The sequence below is a fragment of the Streptomyces sp. NPDC059906 genome (assembly GCF_042730645.1).
In the GTDB taxonomy this organism is placed as follows: Bacteria; Actinomycetota; Actinomycetes; order Streptomycetales; family Streptomycetaceae; genus Streptomyces; species Streptomyces rubrogriseus.
Genome location: NZ_JBHWKU010000002.1, coordinates 463,039 through 481,827 on the forward strand (window position 1 = coordinate 463,039; position 18,789 = coordinate 481,827).

At 73.0% G+C, this 18,789-nt stretch carries 14 protein-coding genes; 1 reads left to right on the plus strand and 13 read right to left on the minus strand.

Annotation, left to right across the window (positions count from 1 at the left end; genetic code table 11):
- Window positions 1-32: 32 nt before the first annotated feature.
- From ACFV9J_RS05075 to ACFV9J_RS05135, 13 genes are all read right to left on the minus strand, one after another.
- Window positions 33-1,379 (minus strand): VWA domain-containing protein, encoded by a 1,347-nt coding sequence (locus tag ACFV9J_RS05075; protein ID WP_385349954.1) that lies wholly within the window; start codon window positions 1,377-1,379, stop codon window positions 33-35.
- 114 nt (window positions 1,380-1,493) lie between these two features.
- Window positions 1,494-2,894: a PP2C family serine/threonine-protein phosphatase gene (locus ACFV9J_RS05080; protein ID WP_385349957.1), complete on the minus strand. Its 1,401-nt coding sequence runs from the start codon at window positions 2,892-2,894 to the stop codon at window positions 1,494-1,496.
- Between the two features lie 3 nt (window positions 2,895-2,897).
- Window positions 2,898-5,693 carry a tetratricopeptide repeat protein gene (locus tag ACFV9J_RS05085; RefSeq protein WP_385349960.1) on the minus strand — a complete coding sequence of 932 codons (2,796 nt, stop codon included), beginning with the start codon at window positions 5,691-5,693 and terminating at the stop codon, window positions 2,898-2,900.
- Between the two features lie 34 nt (window positions 5,694-5,727).
- Entirely contained in the window at window positions 5,728-7,062 is a 1,335-nt protein-coding gene (locus ACFV9J_RS05090) for a hypothetical protein (protein WP_385349963.1), read from the minus strand.
- A gap of 77 nt (window positions 7,063-7,139) precedes the next feature.
- A complete protein-coding gene (locus ACFV9J_RS05095; protein ID WP_385350125.1) occupies window positions 7,140-8,192 on the minus strand; it encodes a glutamate ABC transporter substrate-binding protein in 1,053 nt (350 codons plus the stop codon).
- 17 nt (window positions 8,193-8,209) lie between these two features.
- Entirely contained in the window at window positions 8,210-9,574 is a 1,365-nt protein-coding gene (locus ACFV9J_RS05100; protein ID WP_385349966.1) for a hypothetical protein, read from the minus strand.
- Window positions 9,575-9,728: 154 nt separating this feature from the next.
- Window positions 9,729-10,712 (minus strand): N-acetylglucosamine kinase, encoded by a 984-nt coding sequence (locus ACFV9J_RS05105; RefSeq protein WP_385349969.1) that lies wholly within the window; start codon window positions 10,710-10,712, stop codon window positions 9,729-9,731.
- Window positions 10,703-11,968 (minus strand): 6-phospho-beta-glucosidase, encoded by a 1,266-nt coding sequence (locus ACFV9J_RS05110; protein ID WP_385349972.1) that lies wholly within the window; start codon window positions 11,966-11,968, stop codon window positions 10,703-10,705. Before ACFV9J_RS05110 ends, ACFV9J_RS05105 begins: the two co-directional genes overlap by 10 nt.
- A gap of 19 nt (window positions 11,969-11,987) precedes the next feature.
- Window positions 11,988-12,881: a carbohydrate ABC transporter permease gene (locus ACFV9J_RS05115; RefSeq protein ID WP_385350128.1), complete on the minus strand. Its 894-nt coding sequence runs from the start codon at window positions 12,879-12,881 to the stop codon at window positions 11,988-11,990.
- A gap of 14 nt (window positions 12,882-12,895) precedes the next feature.
- Window positions 12,896-13,840: a carbohydrate ABC transporter permease gene (locus ACFV9J_RS05120; protein WP_381377442.1), complete on the minus strand. Its 945-nt coding sequence runs from the start codon at window positions 13,838-13,840 to the stop codon at window positions 12,896-12,898.
- Between the two features lie 17 nt (window positions 13,841-13,857).
- A complete protein-coding gene (locus ACFV9J_RS05125) occupies window positions 13,858-15,201 on the minus strand; it encodes an ABC transporter substrate-binding protein (RefSeq protein ID WP_385349975.1) in 1,344 nt (447 codons plus the stop codon).
- Between the two features lie 135 nt (window positions 15,202-15,336).
- A complete protein-coding gene (locus ACFV9J_RS05130) occupies window positions 15,337-16,554 on the minus strand; it encodes an ROK family protein (RefSeq protein ID WP_385349977.1) in 1,218 nt (405 codons plus the stop codon).
- Between the two features lie 237 nt (window positions 16,555-16,791).
- A complete protein-coding gene (locus ACFV9J_RS05135; RefSeq protein WP_385350132.1) occupies window positions 16,792-17,985 on the minus strand; it encodes a mechanosensitive ion channel family protein in 1,194 nt (397 codons plus the stop codon).
- Window positions 17,986-18,241: 256 nt separating this feature from the next.
- On the opposite strand from ACFV9J_RS05135, the gene ACFV9J_RS05140 reads away from it, so the two are divergent.
- Entirely contained in the window at window positions 18,242-18,778 is a 537-nt protein-coding gene (locus tag ACFV9J_RS05140) for an HNH endonuclease (protein WP_011028487.1), read from the plus strand.
- The last annotated feature ends 11 nt before the right edge of the window (window positions 18,779-18,789 follow it).

Genomic DNA, 18,789 nt, shown 5'->3' on the forward strand with positions numbered 1-18,789 from the left:
CTCTTGCGGGAGTGTCGCGCGGTTGTTGAGCGTCACTTCTTCACACGAACGGTCTTGGTCGACCGGGTCTCGAGAGTCATCTCGTCGGCCTCCTCCACCTTCGCTTTCAGTCGCACAGTACCTGCCGCCGCGTCCACCACGTCCACCACCTTCGCAAGCAGTTTCGCCGTATCCGCGTTTCCGGAGACTCCCGCGAGCTGAACCGCGCGACCCAGTTTGGCCGTTGCTCCGTCGATGTCTCCCGCTTTGCGTAGATCGAGCCCTTGCTGGATGGCTTGTGCCAGTTCGGCCTGCCCGGTGTAGTGGGCGACTTGGGGGTTGATCGACGTGGAGGCGGTCATGTCGTCGGTCCACACGGCCCGTACGAGACCCTGCGCGCCGAGGTTCTGGACACTTCCGTCGGGCTCCGGGATGACCAGGGAGACGCGGGCGGCCAGCATCTCCCGGCCGAGGTCCGCGGCCGGTACCTCGACGCAGACGTGGTAGTCACGGGACTCGTCGCCCCAGGAACCGGTGGGGTAGTCACCGGCCCGCGGCCCCGCCTCGGTGCGGCGGGCGGTCAGCTCCTCGACGGTCGGGGCGACCTGCTTGACGAACTTCACCGTGGTGCCGACCGGGGTCCACAGCCGCAGCGCGACGTCCGCGACCTCCTTGCCCATGGCCGTCTCCATCATCCGCGTGAAGTCGGCGGCCAGGCCCGCCGGATCGGCGACGATGTCGGCGGTGCCGAGCAGGGCGGAGGCGATCCCTGTGACTTCTTTCACCTCCCAGTCGGTGCCCACGCCCCGGGCGTCGCACGTGAAACGCCCGGCGCAGGCGTCGAGCGCGGCCCTGAGGTCCTCCGGCGACTCGTGCTCGTTGCGGCCGTCGGTGAGCAGGATGCCGTGCCGGATGGCGACGTCCGCGGTGGACAGCAGCCGGTCGGCCAGCCGCAGCCAGGTGCCGATGGCGGTGCCGCCGCCCGCGCTCAGCCGGCGCAGCGCCTGCTTGGCCTGCTCCCGGGTGGCGGCGTCCGCGACCGCGAGCCGGCCGCCGCCCGGGTAGACCTCCTTGGCCACGTGGGTGCCGCCGACCACGGCGAAGTGCACCCCGTCGCGCAGGGTGTCGATCGCGGCGGACGTGGCGTCGCGGGCGTTGCGCATCTTGGTCGGCGGGTAGTCCATGGAGCCCGAGCAGTCGACCATCAACGCCACGGCGGCGGACGGCCCCTGGCCGGGCGAGTAAAGGTGGGGCGCGGCGACCGCGCTCCCGACCGTGCCGCCGCCGGTCGCGGTGACCGTGACGATGGCGTTGACCTCACGGCCGCCCTCGGGCAGGTACTCGTTCTGGTAGACGTCCACCGCGAACTGCGGCACGTTCGACTTCGAGAAATTGGCCATGCCGGATCGCATCCCCCTCTACGTCCCCACAGCGGTGGGGGTCTTGGCTTGCTGGCGCGGACCGCCCCCTGCGGTCCGCGAGGCCGCCCCTCCACCCGTGGCCGTGCGGCGGCCTCAGGCCGATCCTGCCCCCTGCGGCGGGGCCGGGAACGGCAGGAGGGCCACTGTTACGTTGTCGTGGCCCCCGCCGTCCAGGGCGTGGCCGACCAGAACGCGGGCGCCGTGCAGCGGGCGGTCGGCGGCGTCCGGGGGCATGGCCTCGGCCATCTCCTCGGCGGACTCCGCGTAGTTCCACAGGCCGTCCGTGCAGACCACGACCACACCGGCGCGGTCCGGCTTGAAGGACGCGGTGTGCGGCTCCAGTTCGTAGGCGTCGGCGCCCAGCCAGCCGGTGATCGCGTGGGCGCGCTCGTCGGCGTAGGCCTCGGCCTCGTTCATCAGTCCCGCGGCGACCATCTGCGCGGCCCACGAGTCGTCCTCGGTGAGCCGGGCGGGCGGCGTGCCGCGGTCGGCCGGGACCCAGTAGACGCGGCTGTCGCCGACCCAGCCGACGACCAGCAGACCGCCGGTGACCACGGCGCCGACCAGGGTGCAGGCCGGCGCGTTCTGGTGCGGGGCCTGTTCGCGGGCGGTCGCGGGCTCGTCGGCCAGCGCGTTGACGGCGTGCGAGGCGGCGAGGATGGCGTCGTGCATGGCCTGCTGCGGGTGCGTGCCGCGCGGCAGGGCGCCGAGCAGCGACTCACCGGCCGCCCGGGACGCGGCGAGCGAGGCGTCGTCGGGGCGGGTCGCCGAGGACACGCCGTCGCAGACGATCGCCACCGAGGCGGGGGCGCCGTCGGGCAGCGCGGTGCAGCCCACCGAGAACGCGTCCTCGTTGCGGTGGTGGCGCAGGCCGCGGTCGCTGACGGCGGCGATCGGGCCCGACTCCTGCTCCATGTGGTCGCGTTCGCGGGGCTGGGCGTGCCCGCAGTTCTCGCAGTAGCCGTCGTCGTCGACCCGGCCCGCGCGGCAGGCCACGCACACCTTCTCGGCCGCGGCCGGTTCGGGGACCGGAGCCGGTTCGGTGGCCGGGGCCTGTTCCGCGGTCAGTCGCGGGTCGGGCGCCTGCAAGGGGTACTCGTCGGGCTCCCCCGGCCGGTCGAACCGCACCCCGGCCGCGGGCGGCCCCGCCGGAGCTGTGGGCGCCGCCGGAGCCGCCGGTGCCGAAGGCGGCGCCGCGGGAGGTGGCGGGGGCGGCGGCAGCGGGGAGCCGCCCGAGTCGGTGCCCGGCAGTTCGGCCGCCGCGTGCACCGGGGCGGGGTGGCCGTGGCCGTCCGAGTCCCGGGCCGCGGGCCAGTCCACGCCGTCCGGCGCGGGCACCGCGCCGTTGATGGCCAGGGTCGGGCTGTCCTCGGGCCGGGCGGGCACGACGGACAGGTCGTATCCGCACGCACCGCAGAACCGGTCACCCGAGTCGAGGGGTTCCTCGCAGCTCGGGCACTTCGGCACGGCGGCCTGCTGGGGCTTCTGCGACATCAACTACACCCACGTCCGGGGGCGGTAACGATTGGCACGTTCCACCAGGTCGATCCTCTCCTCGCCGCCCCGCGCCAGCCGGGCCAGCGTGCGGTACGAACGCTCCAGGCCGAAACGCAGGCCGCGTTCGTCCAGGCCGCTGCCGAGCAGCGTCCGTCCCCCGGCGGCGGGAGGGACGGAACCCCGACCTCCGGAGAGTACCCAGTCCAGCGCGCAACCGAGGACCTCGGCCGACAGCTGCTCGCGCCGCGCCGGATCCAGACCGTACACGTCCAGCGCCTCGACCTGCCGCGCGGCGGCGATCAGGTCGTCCAGGAACCGCAGGTCGCCCGCGGCCGCGGTGCGCTGCCGCAGCCGCGCCCGGACGGCCGCCACCCGCGCCGCGGTGCAGTGGACGGACGACTCCGGCACCGACTCCAGCGTCCGTACGGCTGCTGCCCGGTCACCCGCGGCCAGCTGCACCCGGGCCAGCCCGAACGCCGCGCTGACGTGGCTCGGGTCGGAGGACCACACCAGCCGGTAGTACTCGGCGGCGTTGTCGAGCTGCCCCAGCACCTCCGCGCACAGGCCGAGCGCCAGCTTGGGCGCGATCTCGCCGGGGAAGGCGTCGTAGATCGCGTCGAAGGCCAGCGCGGCGTCCTCGTGGGCGCCGGTCACCAGCGCGGCCAGCCCGCGGTACCAGACCACCCGCCAGTCGTCGGGGCGCTCACCCTCCAGGGTCCCCAGCGCTTCCAGCGCGCCGGACGCGTCGCCGTTCTCCAGCCGGGCCCGGATCTGCCGCAGCCGCGTCTCGGTCGACGGCGCCGGAGCGGCGGCCAGCGCGGTCAGCAGCTCGGCCGGCGCGGACGCCATCAGGCCCGCCAGGAAGCCCGCGTTGGGGTCGCCGGCGTCGACCCGGGGGACCGGCAGCGCGAGCGAGGCGGTGGGCGCGTCGGCATCCTTGACCAGGCCGAAGGCCCCGGTGCCGAGCCCGCCGACCGAGCCGACCGAGCCGGCCGAGCCGGCCGAGTTGACCGAGCTGACCGCACCCGGCAGCGAGGCGCTCGCGCCCCCGGACGCGGCCACCGGCGTACTGGCCGCCCCCGCCCCCGCCCCCATTCCCGCGCCGACCGGCGGGGCGTGCGCGACGGTGCCGCCCGGCGCGCCCACGGCCGGACCCGACCCGCCCGGCAGCGCGGGCGCGGCGCCCGACCCGCCCGGCAGGGCCGCACCGGAGCCGCCCGGCCGTCCTCTCGTACGCGGCGCCCTGGCCCCCAGCCGCGACACCTCGCCGTCCAGGCGCGGGAACAGCTCCGTGTCCGTCACCCGCACCTCGGGCCCGAACAGCGTGGAGACGGCGGGCCTGGCCCGGCCCGTCTGGAGCGAGACGACCTCGCGCAGCACACCCGTCAACTGCTCCGCCATCTCCTGCGCGGAGGCGAACCTGCGGGCCGGATCCGGGTCGGTGGCCCGCACCAGCAGCCGGTAGAACGACTCGTAGTGCCGGAAGACCTCGATGCTGTCGGGGTCCGGGAGGGAGTCCGTGTAGACGGTGGTGTAGCCCTGGAAGTCGAACGACAGCACGGCGAGGGTGCGCCCGACCGTGTACAGGTCGGACGCCACCGACGGGCCGACGTCGGCGACCTCCGGGGCCTGGTAGCCCACCGTGCCGTAGATCGCGGACTCGTCGTCGTCCATGCGGCGTACCGCGCCCATGTCTATGAGCTTGAGCTGGTCCTCGGTCTGGATGGCGTTGTCGACCTTGAAGTCGCAGTACAGCAGTTTGCGGCTGTGCAGGTGGCCGAGCGCCTCCAGCGCCTCGATGCCGTACGCGCAGGCCTGCTCGACCGGCAGCGGGTCGCGCCGGCCCTGCGGGGAGCGCCGGGCGTTGGCGATCTCCTTGAGCGACTTGCCGCCGACGTACTCCATGACGATGTAGCCGTCGAGGGAGCCGGTGCGCTGGTCGAGGTGCTCGACGAAGTTGTAGATCCGCACGATGTTGGCGTGCTCGATCTCGGCGAGGAAGCGCCGCTCGGAGATCGCCGCCGCCATCGCGTCCTGGTCGCCGGTGTCCAGCAGGCCCTTGAGGACCACCCAGCGGTCGGAGACCGCCTTGTCCACGGCGAGGTAGATCCAGCCGAGGCCGCCGTGCGCGAGGCAGCCCACCACCTCGTACTGGCCGTGCACCACGTCCCCGGACTTCAGCTTGGGCACGAACGAGTACGGGTGGCCGCACTTGGTGCAGAAGCCCTCCGTGCGGCCCGGCCGCTCGCCGCGCGCCCGCCCGACCGGCGCCCCGCAGTCCGAACGCGAGCAGAACCGCTTGCGCTCGGGCACCTCCGGGTGGTCCATCACCATCTCGCGCGGGTCGGGCCGCGGCACCGCCGGTACCTCGACGAGACCGACGCCGAGGCGCCCGCGACCGGTGGAAGCGGCGCCCGTACCGGAGCTGCGCACCGACACCGAACGCCCCGTGGAGCGGCCCGAGACCGCCCGGGAGAGCCGGCCGGACACCGAACGCCTGGACTTCGACGAGCGGGACGACTGGGACGACGTGCGCGCACTGCGGGCGCTGGAGCGCGAGCTGCCGCTGCCCGACGAACCGCGCGACCCGTTCGACCCGTGCGATCCGTGCGAACCCCCGCCCCCGCCCCCGCCCCCGCCGCCTCCGGTGACGCCGGTCGGCGTGGCGCCGAGCGCGCCGCCCGCCGCGACGACCGGCGCCAGGCCGCACGTGTCGCAGTACAGCTCGCCGCCGCCCATGTCCTCGTACGCCCCGCCGCAGCCGGGACGCTGACACGTCCGCCCTGCCTCACTCATGACGCTGCCTCCCCCTCGTCGCTCCGGTCCTCGCTCATGCGCCGGGCCCCGTCCGGTCCACCGGCCCGCCCTGGCCGGGCACGCGCCGTGCGGTGCCGAGCAGTTCGGCCGCCGCGTGCTGGTAGCGCAGCACGGCCTGCTCGGCGACGCGCAGGTCGCAGGGCGCGCTCCACAGCATGCGGCGCGCCTTCTCGTACTTCTCGGCCAGCTCGGGATCCTCGGCGTGGCCCAGCCGGGCCATCTTCGCCTTGTACGCGTCCAGCCGGCCGCGCAGCTCGGCACGGACCGCGAGCGGCGCGGTGACCGCCGTCAACGACTCCCGGGCCCGCAGCAGTTCGTCCTCCGCCTTCTCCTCCAGGGACTCCAGGAGCGGCGACAGCCGGTGCCACTGGGCGTGCCTGCGGTACTCGGCGGCCGCCGCCAGCTGCTCCTGGAGCACGATCGGCGGCCCGCCGACGACCGGCACCTCCGTCGCGGCGATCTTCGCCAGCACCTCGCCGCGCGCGGTGCGGGCCTCGGCGAGCGTGCGGTCCGCGCGCGAGAGCACGTCCCGCAGCCGCACGATCCGCTGCTCGGCGTCCTGGCGCACGGCCAGCACCGCGTCGATCTCGCGGCGCACCTCCTCCAGGGCGCGCGCCTCCCGGTCGTACACCGTGGTGTCCGGACGGCCGCCGCCCGGCGCCGAACTGCCCTGGGCGGGCGTCCAGAAGGCCAGCGGGTCGGAGATCACCTGTTCGCGCAGCCGCGTCAGGGTGCGGGTGATCCGCTCCAGGTCGTCGCCCGCCGGGTGCTCGCCGGGGCGCACGCCCACGGAGTGCGCCAGCTTGCGGGTGCGCTGCAGCTCGGCGGCGAGTAAATCGATCCGGGCGGGCAGCGCCGACCACACCGCGTCGGCGGCGACCACCATGTCCAGGGAGGTCGCGTAGAGCTGGTTCATCCGGTCCACCAGCGTCACCAGCGAGTACCGCTCGCTGAGCCGGCCGGGACCGCCGTGCAGGGTGGGCGCGTGGGCGGTGGCGGCGGCACCCGAGGCCACCGTGACGGCCTCGCCGCGCAGCAGCTCCGTCAGCTCCACCAGGTCCTCGCGGCTGGACCAGCGGCGCCGGGAACGGATCTCCCGGGCGGTGCGCAGCGCGCCCGTGTACGCGTCGAAGTAGGTCCACAGGAGCGTGATCGACGCCTCCGCGGCGCTCCAGCGCTCGGCGGTGACGCCGGTCAGCTCGGCGCCCTCGAGGAGTCTGCGGCCCGCGTGGTCCTGGAGGGCGAGGAGCGAGGTCTCGATCGCCTCGTGCTCCGCGCCGAGCCGCGCCAGCGCACGGTCCACCTCGTCCCGGTCCATCACCGGCCCGGTGGGTCCCGTGTCGCCCATCGATCACCTCTCGCCGTAGCGGACTTGCCTGTGCCGTGCGGGTGTTCTCTCTCTTCGCCTGCGCCGCGCGCCGCCGGTCAGCTCTTGCGCAGGTACTGCGGGGTCGGCGGCAGCGACTTCGCCGGGTCGTCCATGGTCTCCGACAGCCACTCCTCGTACGAGTTCTGCCACCCGTCGGCCCGGTCCGCGCGCCACTGTTCGAGGACCCGGTTGACCCGGCGTACCAGATCGTCGGCGTCCTTCTTCATCGCCACGCCGTAGTACTCGGTCGTGAAGGCGTCGCCCTTCAGCTCGACCGTCGGGTCCTGCGCGGCCTGGCTCGCGGCGAGGGCGCCGTCGGTGACCACCGCGTCGACCTCGCCGAGCTGGAGCCTTACCAGGCAGTCCAGTTGGTTGGGGACGGTGGTGCGCAGGTCGACGCCCTCGGCGAGCCTGCCGTCCTTCTGGTCCTGCTCCAGCGTGCTCAGCGCCGTCGAACCGGCCGCCGTGCAGATCTCCTTGCCGGCCAGCGTGCCGTCGTACCCGGTGATCTTCGAGGACTTGGGTGCCAGCACCTGCTGGCCGGTCCTGAAGTAGGGGGCGGAGAACGCGACGTCCTCCAGCCGGTCGCAGTTGATGGTCATGGTGCGGACCACCATGTCGACCCGGCCGTCCTGGATCGCGGGGATGCGCTGGTCCGTCGGTATCGCCTTGAACTGCACGGCGTCCTCGTCGCCGAGGATGTCCCCCGCGATGCGGTGCGCCAGGTCGATGTCGAAGCCCTCCAACTCGGCGTCGCCGCCGCTGTTCGGGTCGCGGTAGCCCCAGCGGAAGCTGTTCTGGTCGACGCCGACGATCAGCTTGCGCTTCTCGCCCTCGCGGGCGCGGATCGCGTCGATGGTGGGCCCGTCGTCCCCGGACGGGGCGAGGGTCTGCTTCTCCGGGTCGGTGCACTCCTGCGCGGCCCGCGCCTGGCTGCCGCGGGCGGCGCCGTGGCCTTCGTCGTCCGCACCGCCGCCGCCACCACCGGTGCCGTGCCAGGGGAGCATCGGCAGGAGCAGGGCCGCCAGCACCGCGAGGACACAGGCGAAGGCCATCGTCCCCACGCCGCCCCAGCCCTTCAGACCGGTCCGCAACCGTCCCGCACGCATCCTCACGCCACCCCGCCTCACCGGTACTCCGACAGCCTGCGGCCGATGCCTGTGAGCGCGCCGGCCGCCCCCAGCGCGGCGAGCACGCCCGCGCCCTGCGGCAGGTAGCGCATCGCGTCCAGGCCGTCGCCCGCCGCCTGCTCGAACTCCGCCTTCTCGTGCTTGAGGGCGCCGGCGAGCGCGGCGTCGACGCCGTCGAAGCACTCCACCGTGGCGCCGTCGCCGCCGATCACCAGGTTCAGCGCCTGCTGGTAGTTGCCGTTCTCGTCCTGCGTACGGGCCGAGGTGTGGCGCTTCTTCCACTCCGTCATGTTGCCGTTCGCCGTGTCGACGGGCTGTTCGCCCGCCTTGTCGTCGGCGAGCCGTGCCGCCTCGGCCAGCGCCTTGCCGAGGCCGTCCATGTTCTTGCCGAAGGCCAGGTCGTAGGAGTCGTACGTCTTGTCGCCCACCTTGGTCGTCTCCGCGCCGCGGGAGACCAGGGTCAGATTCTCGTTGCCCCGGGCCTTGAGGGAGGCGATGCGGGCCTCGTTCAGCGCGTTCAGGGAGCGGACGCCGTGCTCGTGGGAGTCGGTCAGGTTCGACCGCGCGACGCTGTGGCCGACGACCAGCCAGAGCAGTACGACGGCACCGGCGGCGGTCGCCGCGACCAGGCCGTGGTTCAGGACGCGGTTGGTGCGCCGGTAGTGGCGGCGCTGGGCCCAGGCCAGCGCGGCGAGCAGGACGACGCCGAGGGCGATCGCCGCCCAGGGGTAGGGCTTGGCGTCGCCGTAGTCGGCGCTCAGCCGCTGGTTCTCCTTCTTGTAGAGGTCCTCCGCCGCCGGGAGCATCTCCTTCTGCATCTTCTCGTTGGCGTAGCGCAGATAGGCGCCGCCGACCGGGAAGCCCTGCCGGTTGTAGGTGCGGGCGCGCTCGACCAGGCCCTTGTACTCGGGCAGCAGGCGGTTGAGCTTCGCGATGGTCGTCGCCGCGGGCGACTTCGGCTCGGAGTTGGCGGCGGCCGTCACGAGCCCCTCGGCGGCCGCGCGGATCCCGTTGTCGTAGCGCGTGCGGGAGTCCTCCGTCTCCTGGCCGCCGGCCAGGAAGCCGCTGGAGGCCGCGGTGTTGGCCTCGGCGAGGGAGCGGTAGATGCCGGCCGCCGCGGAGCTGAGCGGCTGGCTGCGGGTCAGCACGTCGTCGGCGGCCGCGGCCCGCTCGTTCATCTGCCAGGCGGTGACGGTGCCGAAGGCGACGACGAGCACGGCGAGCAGCGCGCCGATGATGCGCAGCCGCCCCGGCTCGGTGACCGCCGCCGCGCGCAGCCGGTCCACGCCCTCGGCGAAGGCGGTACGGCGCGGCGCCGTGTCCGGCGGCGGTGCCGCGCTGGTCCTCGGCGGTTGAGTCACCGCTGACCTCCCCCATGGTCATCCGTCGCCGCAAGTATCGCCGTCCGCACCGACATTCGCACCGGCCTTCGTCCGATCTTGATGTGATCCCGGTGCAACGCACCACCCCTGCCCATGAATACGCCACGGGAACCGGTTCGGTTCCCGTGGCGGCTCAGGCGGTGAAGTGCTCCCGGGCCCGCTCCCGGGCCCGCTCCCGGGCCCCGGGGGCCGCGCCCACGTGGTCGAGCCCCAGCAGCACCGCGCCGAGCACGGGCCGGGCCGTCACCACCCTGGGTACGGCCTTGGGGGCGCGGGCCGCCAGCAGCTCCCGTATCCGCTCGTCGAGTTGCGGATGCCGGGCCGCCAGCACGCTGCCGCCCAGCAGCACCGGCGCGGGTTCGGCCAGCAGGTCGAGCCGGGTCAGCGCGACCGTGGCCATGGCCACCACCTCGTCGGCCTGCCGGTCCACGACCGACCGCGCGACCGGGTCGCCGTCGGCCGCCGTGGCGAACAGCACCGGGGTCAGCTCGTGCCGCCGCACCGGCTCGACCCGCCGCAGGTGCAGGGCCTCGATGAGCGCGTACATCGAGTCGAGGCCGAAGTGGGCCGGCAGGGTGCGGGCCAGCTCGGTCGGCTCCCCCCGGCCGTCCTCCGCGCGCGCGGCGTGCCACAGCGCCTCCTCGGCCAGGCCCCAGCCGCCGCCCCAGTCCCCGGAGATGCGGCCGATGGCCGGGAAGCGGGCGGTACGGCCGTCGGGGCGCATGCCGACGCAGTTCACGCCCGCCCCGCACACGACGGCGACGCCCAACGGCTCGGCGACGCCCGCCCGCAGGACCGCGAACGTGTCGTTGCGGACCTCGACGCTCCTGCCCCACGCGCGCGCGTGCAGCGCGGCGGCCAGCTGTTCCTCCTCCACGGGCAGGTCGGCGTTGGCCAGGCACGCCGACACGTGGTCGACGGCGGTCACCCCGGCCGCCGCGAAGGCCCGTGTCACCGCGTCCGCCAGGGCGTCCACGGCCCGCTCGACACCCACGGCGGGCGGCCGGAAGGCCCCGCCGCGGGCCGTGGCGAGGACCTCGCCGTCGGCCGCCACCACGGCCACGTCGGTCTTGCTGTTGCCCGCGTCGACGGCGAGGACGCTTGCGCTCAGGCCCACGCCAGGTGCTCCCGGTTGTGCGCGATCAGCCGGTCGGTGAGCTGCTCGGCGTAGGCGTACTGGCCGACGAGGGGGTGGGCGAGCAGCGCCCGGAAGACCCGGTCCCGCCCGCCGCGCAGGGCCGCGTCCAGGGCCAGGTCCTCGTACGCGGTCACGTGCGCCATCAGCCCCGCGTACAGCGGGTCCACGTCCGCCACCGGCAGCGGGGAGGCACCCTTGCCGCCCACCGCCGCCGGCACCTCGATCACCGCGTCGTCGGGGAGGAAGGGCAGCGTGCCCCGGTTGTGGGTGTTCACCACCTGGTACGGGGAGCCCGCGCCGCCGAGCAGGGCGGCGGCGAGGTCGACGGCGGCCTCGGAGTAGTAGGCGCCGCCGCGCTTGGCGAGCAGGGCCGGTTTCTCGTCCAGGGCGGGGTCGCCGTACATCTCCAGCAGCTGCCGCTCCATCTCCGCGACCTCGGCGGCCCGGGACGGCTTGGTGCGCGACTCGTCGACGACCTCGTCGTGGGCGTAGTAGTAGCGCAGGTAGTAGGAGGGGACGACGCCCAGGCGGTCCAGGAGCGGCCGGGGCAGGCGCAGGTCGGCGGCGACCGCGTCCCCGTGCTCGGCCAGCAGGCGGGGCAGCACGTCCTCGCCCTCGGGGCCGCCGAGCCGTACGCCGGTCTCCCAGGTGAGGTGGTTGAGGCCGACGTGGTCCAGGTGGACGTCGGCCGGTGCCACGCCCAGCAGCCCGGCGAACTTGCGCTGCAGCCCGATCGCCACGTTGCACAGCCCGACCGCCCGGTGCCCGGCCTGGAGCAGGGCGCGGGTGACGATGCCGACCGGGTTGGTGAAGTCGATGATCCACGCGTCCGGGTTGGCCCGTCGCACCCGCTCGGCGATGTCCAGCACCACCGGTACCGTGCGCAGCGCCTTGGCGAGCCCGCCCGCGCCGGTCGTCTCCTGCCCGACGCAGCCGCACTCCAGCGGCCAGGTCTCGTCCTGCTGCCTGGCCGCCTGCCCGCCGACCCGCAGCTGGAGCAGTACGGCGTCGGCGCCGTCGACGGCCGCGTCCAGGTCGGAGGTGGTGACCACGCGGCCGGTGTGCCCCTGTTTGGCGAAGATGCGCCGGGCGAGGCCGCCCACCAGCTCCAGCCGGTCCGCCGCCGGGTCGACGAGGACCAGCTCCTCGACGGGCAGCGTGTCCCGCAACCGGGCGAAGCCGTCGATCAGTTCGGGCGTGTAGGTCGAACCGCCGCCGACCACGGTGAGTTTCATGCAGTCATCAGTCCTTTGCTCATCCCTTGACTCCGGTCAGCGTGACGCCCTCGACGAACGCCTTCTGCGCGAAGAAGAACACGAGGATCACGGGGGCCATGACCAGCACGGTCGCGGCCATGGTGAGGTTCCAGTCGGTGTGGTGGGCGCCCTTGAAGGACTCCAGTCCGTAGGAGAGGGTCCAGGCGCCCGGGTTCTCGGAGGCGTAGATCTGGGGGCCGAAGTAGTCGTTCCAGGCGTAGAAGAACTGGAAGAGGGCCACGGCGGCGATCCCCGGCTTGGCCATTGGCAGGACGACCCTCAGCAGGGTGCGCAGCTCCCCGCAGCCGTCGACCTTCGCCGCGTCCAGGTACTCGTCCGGGATGGTCAGCAGGAACTGGCGCAGCAGGAAGATGGAGAAGGCGTCGCCGAAGGCCATCGGGATGATCAGCGGCCACAGGGTGCCGGACAGGTCCAGCTGCTTCGCCCAGAACAGGTACATCGGGATGATGATCACCTGCGGGGGCAGCATCATCATCGAGATCACCAGCATCAGGGACAGGTGCCGCCCCCGGAAGCGGAACTTGGCGAGCGCGTACGCCACCGGGATCGACGACGCCACCGTCAGCACGGTGCCGAGACCCGCGTACAGCAGCGTGTTCTTCCACCAGGTGAGGAAGCCGGGCGTGTCCAGGACGGTCCGGTAGTTGCCCCACTCCCAGCTGTGCGGCCACAGATCCCGGGTGAGGGCCTGCTGGTCGCTCATCAGCGAGGTGAGGACCACGAAGACGAACGGCAGGGTGAAGAAGAGGGCGGCGGCCACGCCCAGGGAGTGGACGGCGATCCAGTGCAGCAGGACGCGCCGGCGGGCGGTGCGCTCCTCGGTGGGCGGCGGGCTGCCGGCCGCGACGGGCCGGGCCGGCACCTGGGCCATCGGTACCTGGGTGGTCATCGGTCACCTGCCTGGAGAAGTCCGCCCCGGCGGCGCATCAGCAGCGCCGTGAACGCCATGGCCAGGGCGAACAGCACGAGCGCGACCACACAGGCGGAGCCGTAGTCGAAGCGCTGGAAGCCGAGGTTGTAGACGAGCTGGGGGAGGGTGAGGGTCGACTTGTCGGGATATCCGGGCTCGAAGGACTGGCCGGAGCCGCCGATGATCCCGGAGGCGACCTTCCCGGCGACCAGCGGCTGCGTGTAGTACTGCATGGTCTGGATCACGCCCGTGACCACGGCGAACAGCACGATCGGCGAGATGTTCGGCAGCGTCACGAACCGGAACCGCTGCCAGGCCGAGGCCCCGTCCAGCTCGGCCGCCTCGTACTGCTCCTTCGGTACGTCGAGCAGCGCCGCCATGAAGATCACCATCAGGTCGCCCACGCCCCACACGGCGAGCGCGGTCAGCGCCGGCTTGGACCAGGCGGAGTCCGTGAACCAGCCGGGCGCCGGTACTCCCAGCCCCTCCAGGACCGAGTTGACCGGCCCCGTACCGGGGTTGAGGAGGAAGACGAAGGCGAGGGTCGCGGCGACGGGCGGGGCGAGGTAGGGCAGGTAGAAGAGGGTCCGGAAGATCCCGGCCCCCGTCCTGATCTTCGTGATCAGCAGCCCGACGCCGAGCCCGAACACCACCCGGCAGGTCACCATCACCAGGACCAGCCAGAGGGTGTTGCGCAGGGCGGGCCAGAACAGCGGGTAGTCCTGGAAGACGTACGCCCAGTTCTCCAGCCCCCGGAACTCCGGGACGCCGAAGCCGTCGTACTTCATCAGCGAGAAGTACACGGTGGACACCAGGGGATAGGCGAAGAAGACGCCGAACCCGACGAGCCAGGGCGACATGAAGGCCGCCGTCCGAAGCGCCGAGGAACGGCGCTTGGCGCGGAGCGTGTTGGTGGACATGGACGTGGTCATGTCCGCTACTTCGTCTGCTCGATGTCGCGGTCGATCTGCGCGGCGGTCTTCTCCAGACCGGCCTTGAGGTCCTTCACCTTGCCCGACTCGTACTGGTAGCCGAAGTCCTGGAGCGTCAGCTGGTAGGTGGCGCCGTTGACGGAGGCGGGCGGGGAGTTCGACTCCGGGTGCTGGGCGATGTCCAGGAAGGTCTTGAACTCCGGGTCGGTCTTCAGGTCGGGCGACTTGAGGGCCGGGAAGGTGGAGGGCACGTTGCGGATGGCGTTGGCGAAGGCGACGACGGCCTCGGTGTCGGTCGTCATGTACTTCACCAGCTCCCACGCCGCGTTCTGCTTCTTGCTCTGCGGGGCGATGCCCATGACGGTGCCGGAGAGGAATCCCTTGCCGTACTCGGCCACCTCGTCGTCGGCGACGGGCATCGGCGCGGTGCCGATCTCGAAGTCGACGCCCGCGTCCTTCGCCATGCCGAGCCGCCACTCGCCGTCCAGCTGCATGGCGACCTGGCCGGTCTGGAAGGGGTGCTTGGCGCCCCACTCGTCGCCGAAGGTGTTGCGGTACTTCTCCAGCTTCTCGAAGCCGCCGAGGTCGTCGACGAGCTTCTTCTGGTAAGTGAACATCTCGGCGAACGCCGGGTCCTCGGCGACGCTGGACTTGCCGTCCTCGTCGAAGTAGGCGTGGTCCCACTGGGACATGTAGTGGTCGACGACCGTCTCGTAGCCGTGGTAGTTCGGCATGAAGCCGAGCTGCTCGTACCCGTCGCCCTTGGTCTTCGTCAGCTTCTTCGCCACCTCGGCGAACTCGGACCAGGTCTTCGGCGGGGCCTTGATCCCGGCCGCCTCGAAGGCGTCCTTGTTGTAGTAGAGGCCGTAGGCGTCGCCGAGCAGGGGCAGGGCGCAGCGCGTCCCCTCGAACTGGGTGTAGTCCAGCATCGGCTTCGGGATGAGGGCGTCCAGGTCGAGCTTCGACTTCTCGACGAACGGCTTCAGGTCGAGGAAGGCGCCGGAGGAGCAGAACTTGCCGATGTTGGAGGTGGTGAACGAGGACACCACGTCGGGGCCGCTCGAACCGCCCGCGCGCAGGGCCTGGTTGAGCTTGTCGTCGTTGATGTTGCCGACGACCTTCACCTTGATGTTGGGGTGCGCCTTCTCGAAGCGGTCCACGTTCGCCTGTACGGCTTTCACCTCGGCGGGCGCGCTCCAGCCGTGCCAGAAGGTGATGGTGGTCTCGGCGTTGGGATCGTCGGAGGCGCCATCCGCCGAGCCCGACTGGCCGGTGCAGGCGGTGGCGAGCAGGGCGAGGGAGGCGGAGGCGGCGACTGCGAGGGCCGCTTTTCTGGATATTCCGGGCATGGCGAAGCTCCCAGGGGCAGGGCAGGGCAGGGCAGGGCAGGGCAGGGCAGGGCAGGGCAGGGCAGGACGGGACGGGGACAGGTGGGTGGGGCGAGTGGGTGGGGCGGGGTGACTCGGGGCGGGGTGGCGCGGGGGTCAGCGCGAGGTGTCGAAGACCTCGTCGCGGGTGGTCGCGAGCGCGCTCTCCAGCGCGCCGCGCAGGACGGGATGTTCGGTCACGTCACCGACGGCGAGCCGGGGCCGGGAGGCGGCCAGCTCCTCCAGCTCGTCCCGGACCAGGTCGCGCAGCGCCTCGCCGCCCGCGGTGAGGGAGGTGCCGCTCAGGACCACCAGCTCGGGGTCCAGGACCGAGACGAGGGAGGCGAGGCCGGTGGCCAGCCGGGTGGCGTAGGTCTGGAGCAGCCGGCGGTGCGGATCGTCGTCGGTGCCGGCCTGCGCCGCGCGGGCGACGAGGGCGGCGGCGACCTCGGTGTACGGCCCCGAGGGCACGTCGGCGACGCCCAGCTCCCGGGCCAGTCCCGGCAGCGCCTGCGAGCCGGCCAGCTCCTGGAAGCCGCCGCTGCCGGTACGGCTGACCTTGCGGACCAGGGGAGCGCCGGGCACCGGCAGGAACCCGACCTCACCGGCGCCGCCGGTCCAGCCGCGGTGCAGCCGGCCGCCGAGGACCAGGGCGGCGCCCAGGCCCTCCTGGTTCCACAGCAGGACGAAGTCCTCGTGGCCCCGGGCCGCGCCGAGGCGCTGCTCGGCCACGGCGGCGAGGTTCACGTCGTTCTCGTACTCGACCGGCATCGGCAGCGCGGCGGCGAGTTCGTCCAGGAGGGTGGGGGAGTGCCAGCCGGGCAGGTGGGAGGCGTAGCGCAGCCGTCCGGTGCCCGGGTCGAAGGCGCCCGGCGTGCCGATGACGAGGCGGTGGACGTCGGCGCGGGCGAGTCCGGCGGCCTTCACCGCGCCGTCGAGGGCGTCGGTGACCTGCTGGACGACGGGGGTGGCGGCGCGTCGGCCCGGGGTGGGCAGCTCGTACCGGCCGACGGTGCGGCCGGTGACGTCGGCGACCGCGGCGAGGATCCGGTCCGGGGTGACGTCGATCCCGGCGGCGTACGCGGCGGCCGGGTTCACCTCGTAGAGCTGGGCGCCGGGTCCGGGGCGCCCCTCGGTCGTGCCCCCGGCCAGGACCAGCCCCGCCGCCTCCAGCCGGGCCAGCAACTGGGAGGCGGTCGGCTTCGACAGGCCGGTCAGCTTGCCGATCCGGGTCCGGGACAGCGGTCCGTGCTCCAGCAGGAGGTCGAGTGCGGCCCGGTCGTTCATGGCGCGCAGGACGCGCGGGGTGCCCGGCGTACCGGCGGTTCCTGCCATGCGTGTCCACACCTGCCTCTCGACCGCTCAGTTTTTCAGTGGGCGGTGGGGGAAGTCCACCGCGCGGATCACGGGAAACGTTCCGGCGGGACGCCTGCCGGGTACCCCAGTCGACGTCTGTTAGGAAAGTTTCCTGTTGACTGGAGAACGTAGGCCCGCCCGCAAGGAGCCGTCAAGAGACCGCCCCCGAGGCAACGCAGTCGTTACCTCGGGGGCGGGAAGCGCGCGGAGCGCGGGCTACTTGCTGGTGCTGGGCGGCGGAATCGGGGATGCCGCGATGGACTGCGGCGACACGCTGCTCGCGTACGCCGACGGCGCGGCGACACCCGCCGTCGGGTCGGCGGCGGCCGGAGCGCCCTCCAGCGGGACGGTGGCACCGCCGACGATCGCGATGCCGGCCGCGTCGAAGGCCCGCTTGATCCGCCAGCGCAGCTCACGCTCGACGGTGAGGGACTTGCCGGGCATGGTCTTCGCGGAGACCCGCACCACCATCGAGTCGAGGAGTACGGAGTCCAGCCCGAGGGTCTCGACCGGCCCCCAGAGCATCTCGTTCCAGGGCTCCTCCTTGCTCATCCGCTCGCCGACCGCGGAGAGGGTCTCCTTCACCTTGTCCAGGTCCTCGTCGGAGCGGACGGTCACGTCGACCCCGGCCGTGGACCAGCCCTGGGAGAGGTTGCCGATGCGCTTGACCTCGCCGTTGCGGACGTACCAGATCTCGCCGTCGACGCCGCGCAGCTTGGTCACCCGCAGCCCGACCTCGATCACCTCGCCGGAGGCCACGCCCGCGTCGATGCTGTCGCCGACGCCGTACTGGTCCTCCAGGATCATGAAGACGCCGGACAGGAAGTCGGTGACCAGGTTGCGGGCGCCGAAACCGATCGCGACACCGGCGACACCGGCGGAGGCCAGCAGCGGGGCCAGGTTGATCTGGAAGGTGCCGAGCACCATCAGGGCCGCGGTGCCGAGGATGAGGAAGCTGGCCACCGAGCGCAGCACGGACCCGATCGCCTCGGAGCGCTGGCGGCGCCGCTCGGCGTTGACCAGCAGCCCGCTCAGCGCGGTGCCGCCGGACGCCCCGCTCCTGCGGTTCATCCGCTCTATCAGCTTGGTGATCGCCCGCCGCACCACGGCGCGCAGCACGACCGCGATCACCACGATCAGCAGCACTCGCAGCCCGATCGCGAGCCACGTCGACCAGTTCTCCTCGACCCAGCCCGCGGCGTTGGTCGCGCTCTCGTGGGCCTCCTTCAGCGAGGGCACGGTCGGCGCCGTCGGGGACGGCGACGGCGAGGGCGATGACGCAGACGACGCAGACGACGCAGACGACGAACCGGCGGCCAGCAGGGGCAGGACGGCGGCGGACAGGGACACGGCGGAAACCTCCAGGTGCGGCGGCCCGTCCTGCGCGGTCCGGTCCGAGGTCCGGTCCAAGGTCACGGAAAGGTCACCGGACGGGCAGATGCACCACACTAACGGGGCACCGGACGCGGTTCGGCCCGAAATGGGCGGGCGAGACACTGCTCACCCACGCCCGAACTGGTCACGCCCGCGGCCACGGGCACCGTGTGGTCGAAAACACTCCCAGCCCGTTACCGGGACATGGTGGCGCTACGACCAGGCATGAGGGGAGACTGAACCAGATCGTCCCGGCGCGAGCCACGCGCCGCCGACGCCCAAGGAGGCACCCGTGCCGCATGTCCTGGTCCTCAACGCGTCGTACGAGCCACTCGGCGTCGTACCGCTCCGCCGCGCGCTCGTCCTCGTCCTGGAGAACAAGGCCGTGTGCCTCGAGGAGTCCGGCGCCTTTCTGCACAGCGCGACCGTCACCGTGCCCGCACCCAGCGTGGTCCGGCTCAAGCGGTTCGTGCGGGTGCCCTACCGGGGCCCCGTCCCGCTCACCCGACGCGCCCTCTTCGCCCGCGACGGAGGCCGCTGCATGTACTGCGGCGCCGTCGCCACCAGCGTCGACCACGTCATCCCGCGCAGCCGCGGGGGCCTGCACGCGTGGGACAACGTGGTGGCGTCCTGCCGGCGCTGCAACCACGTCAAGGCCGACCGCCACCTGGTCGAGCTGGGCTGGCGCCTGCGCCACAAACCGGCCCCGCCCACCGGTCTGGCCTGGCGCATCATCGGCACCGGCCATCGGGACCCGCGCTGGTTGCCGTACTTGCAGCCGTACGGCGCGGAGGACGCCATGGCCCGGATCGACGGCATTTCCGCCTGACGTCCGGGCCT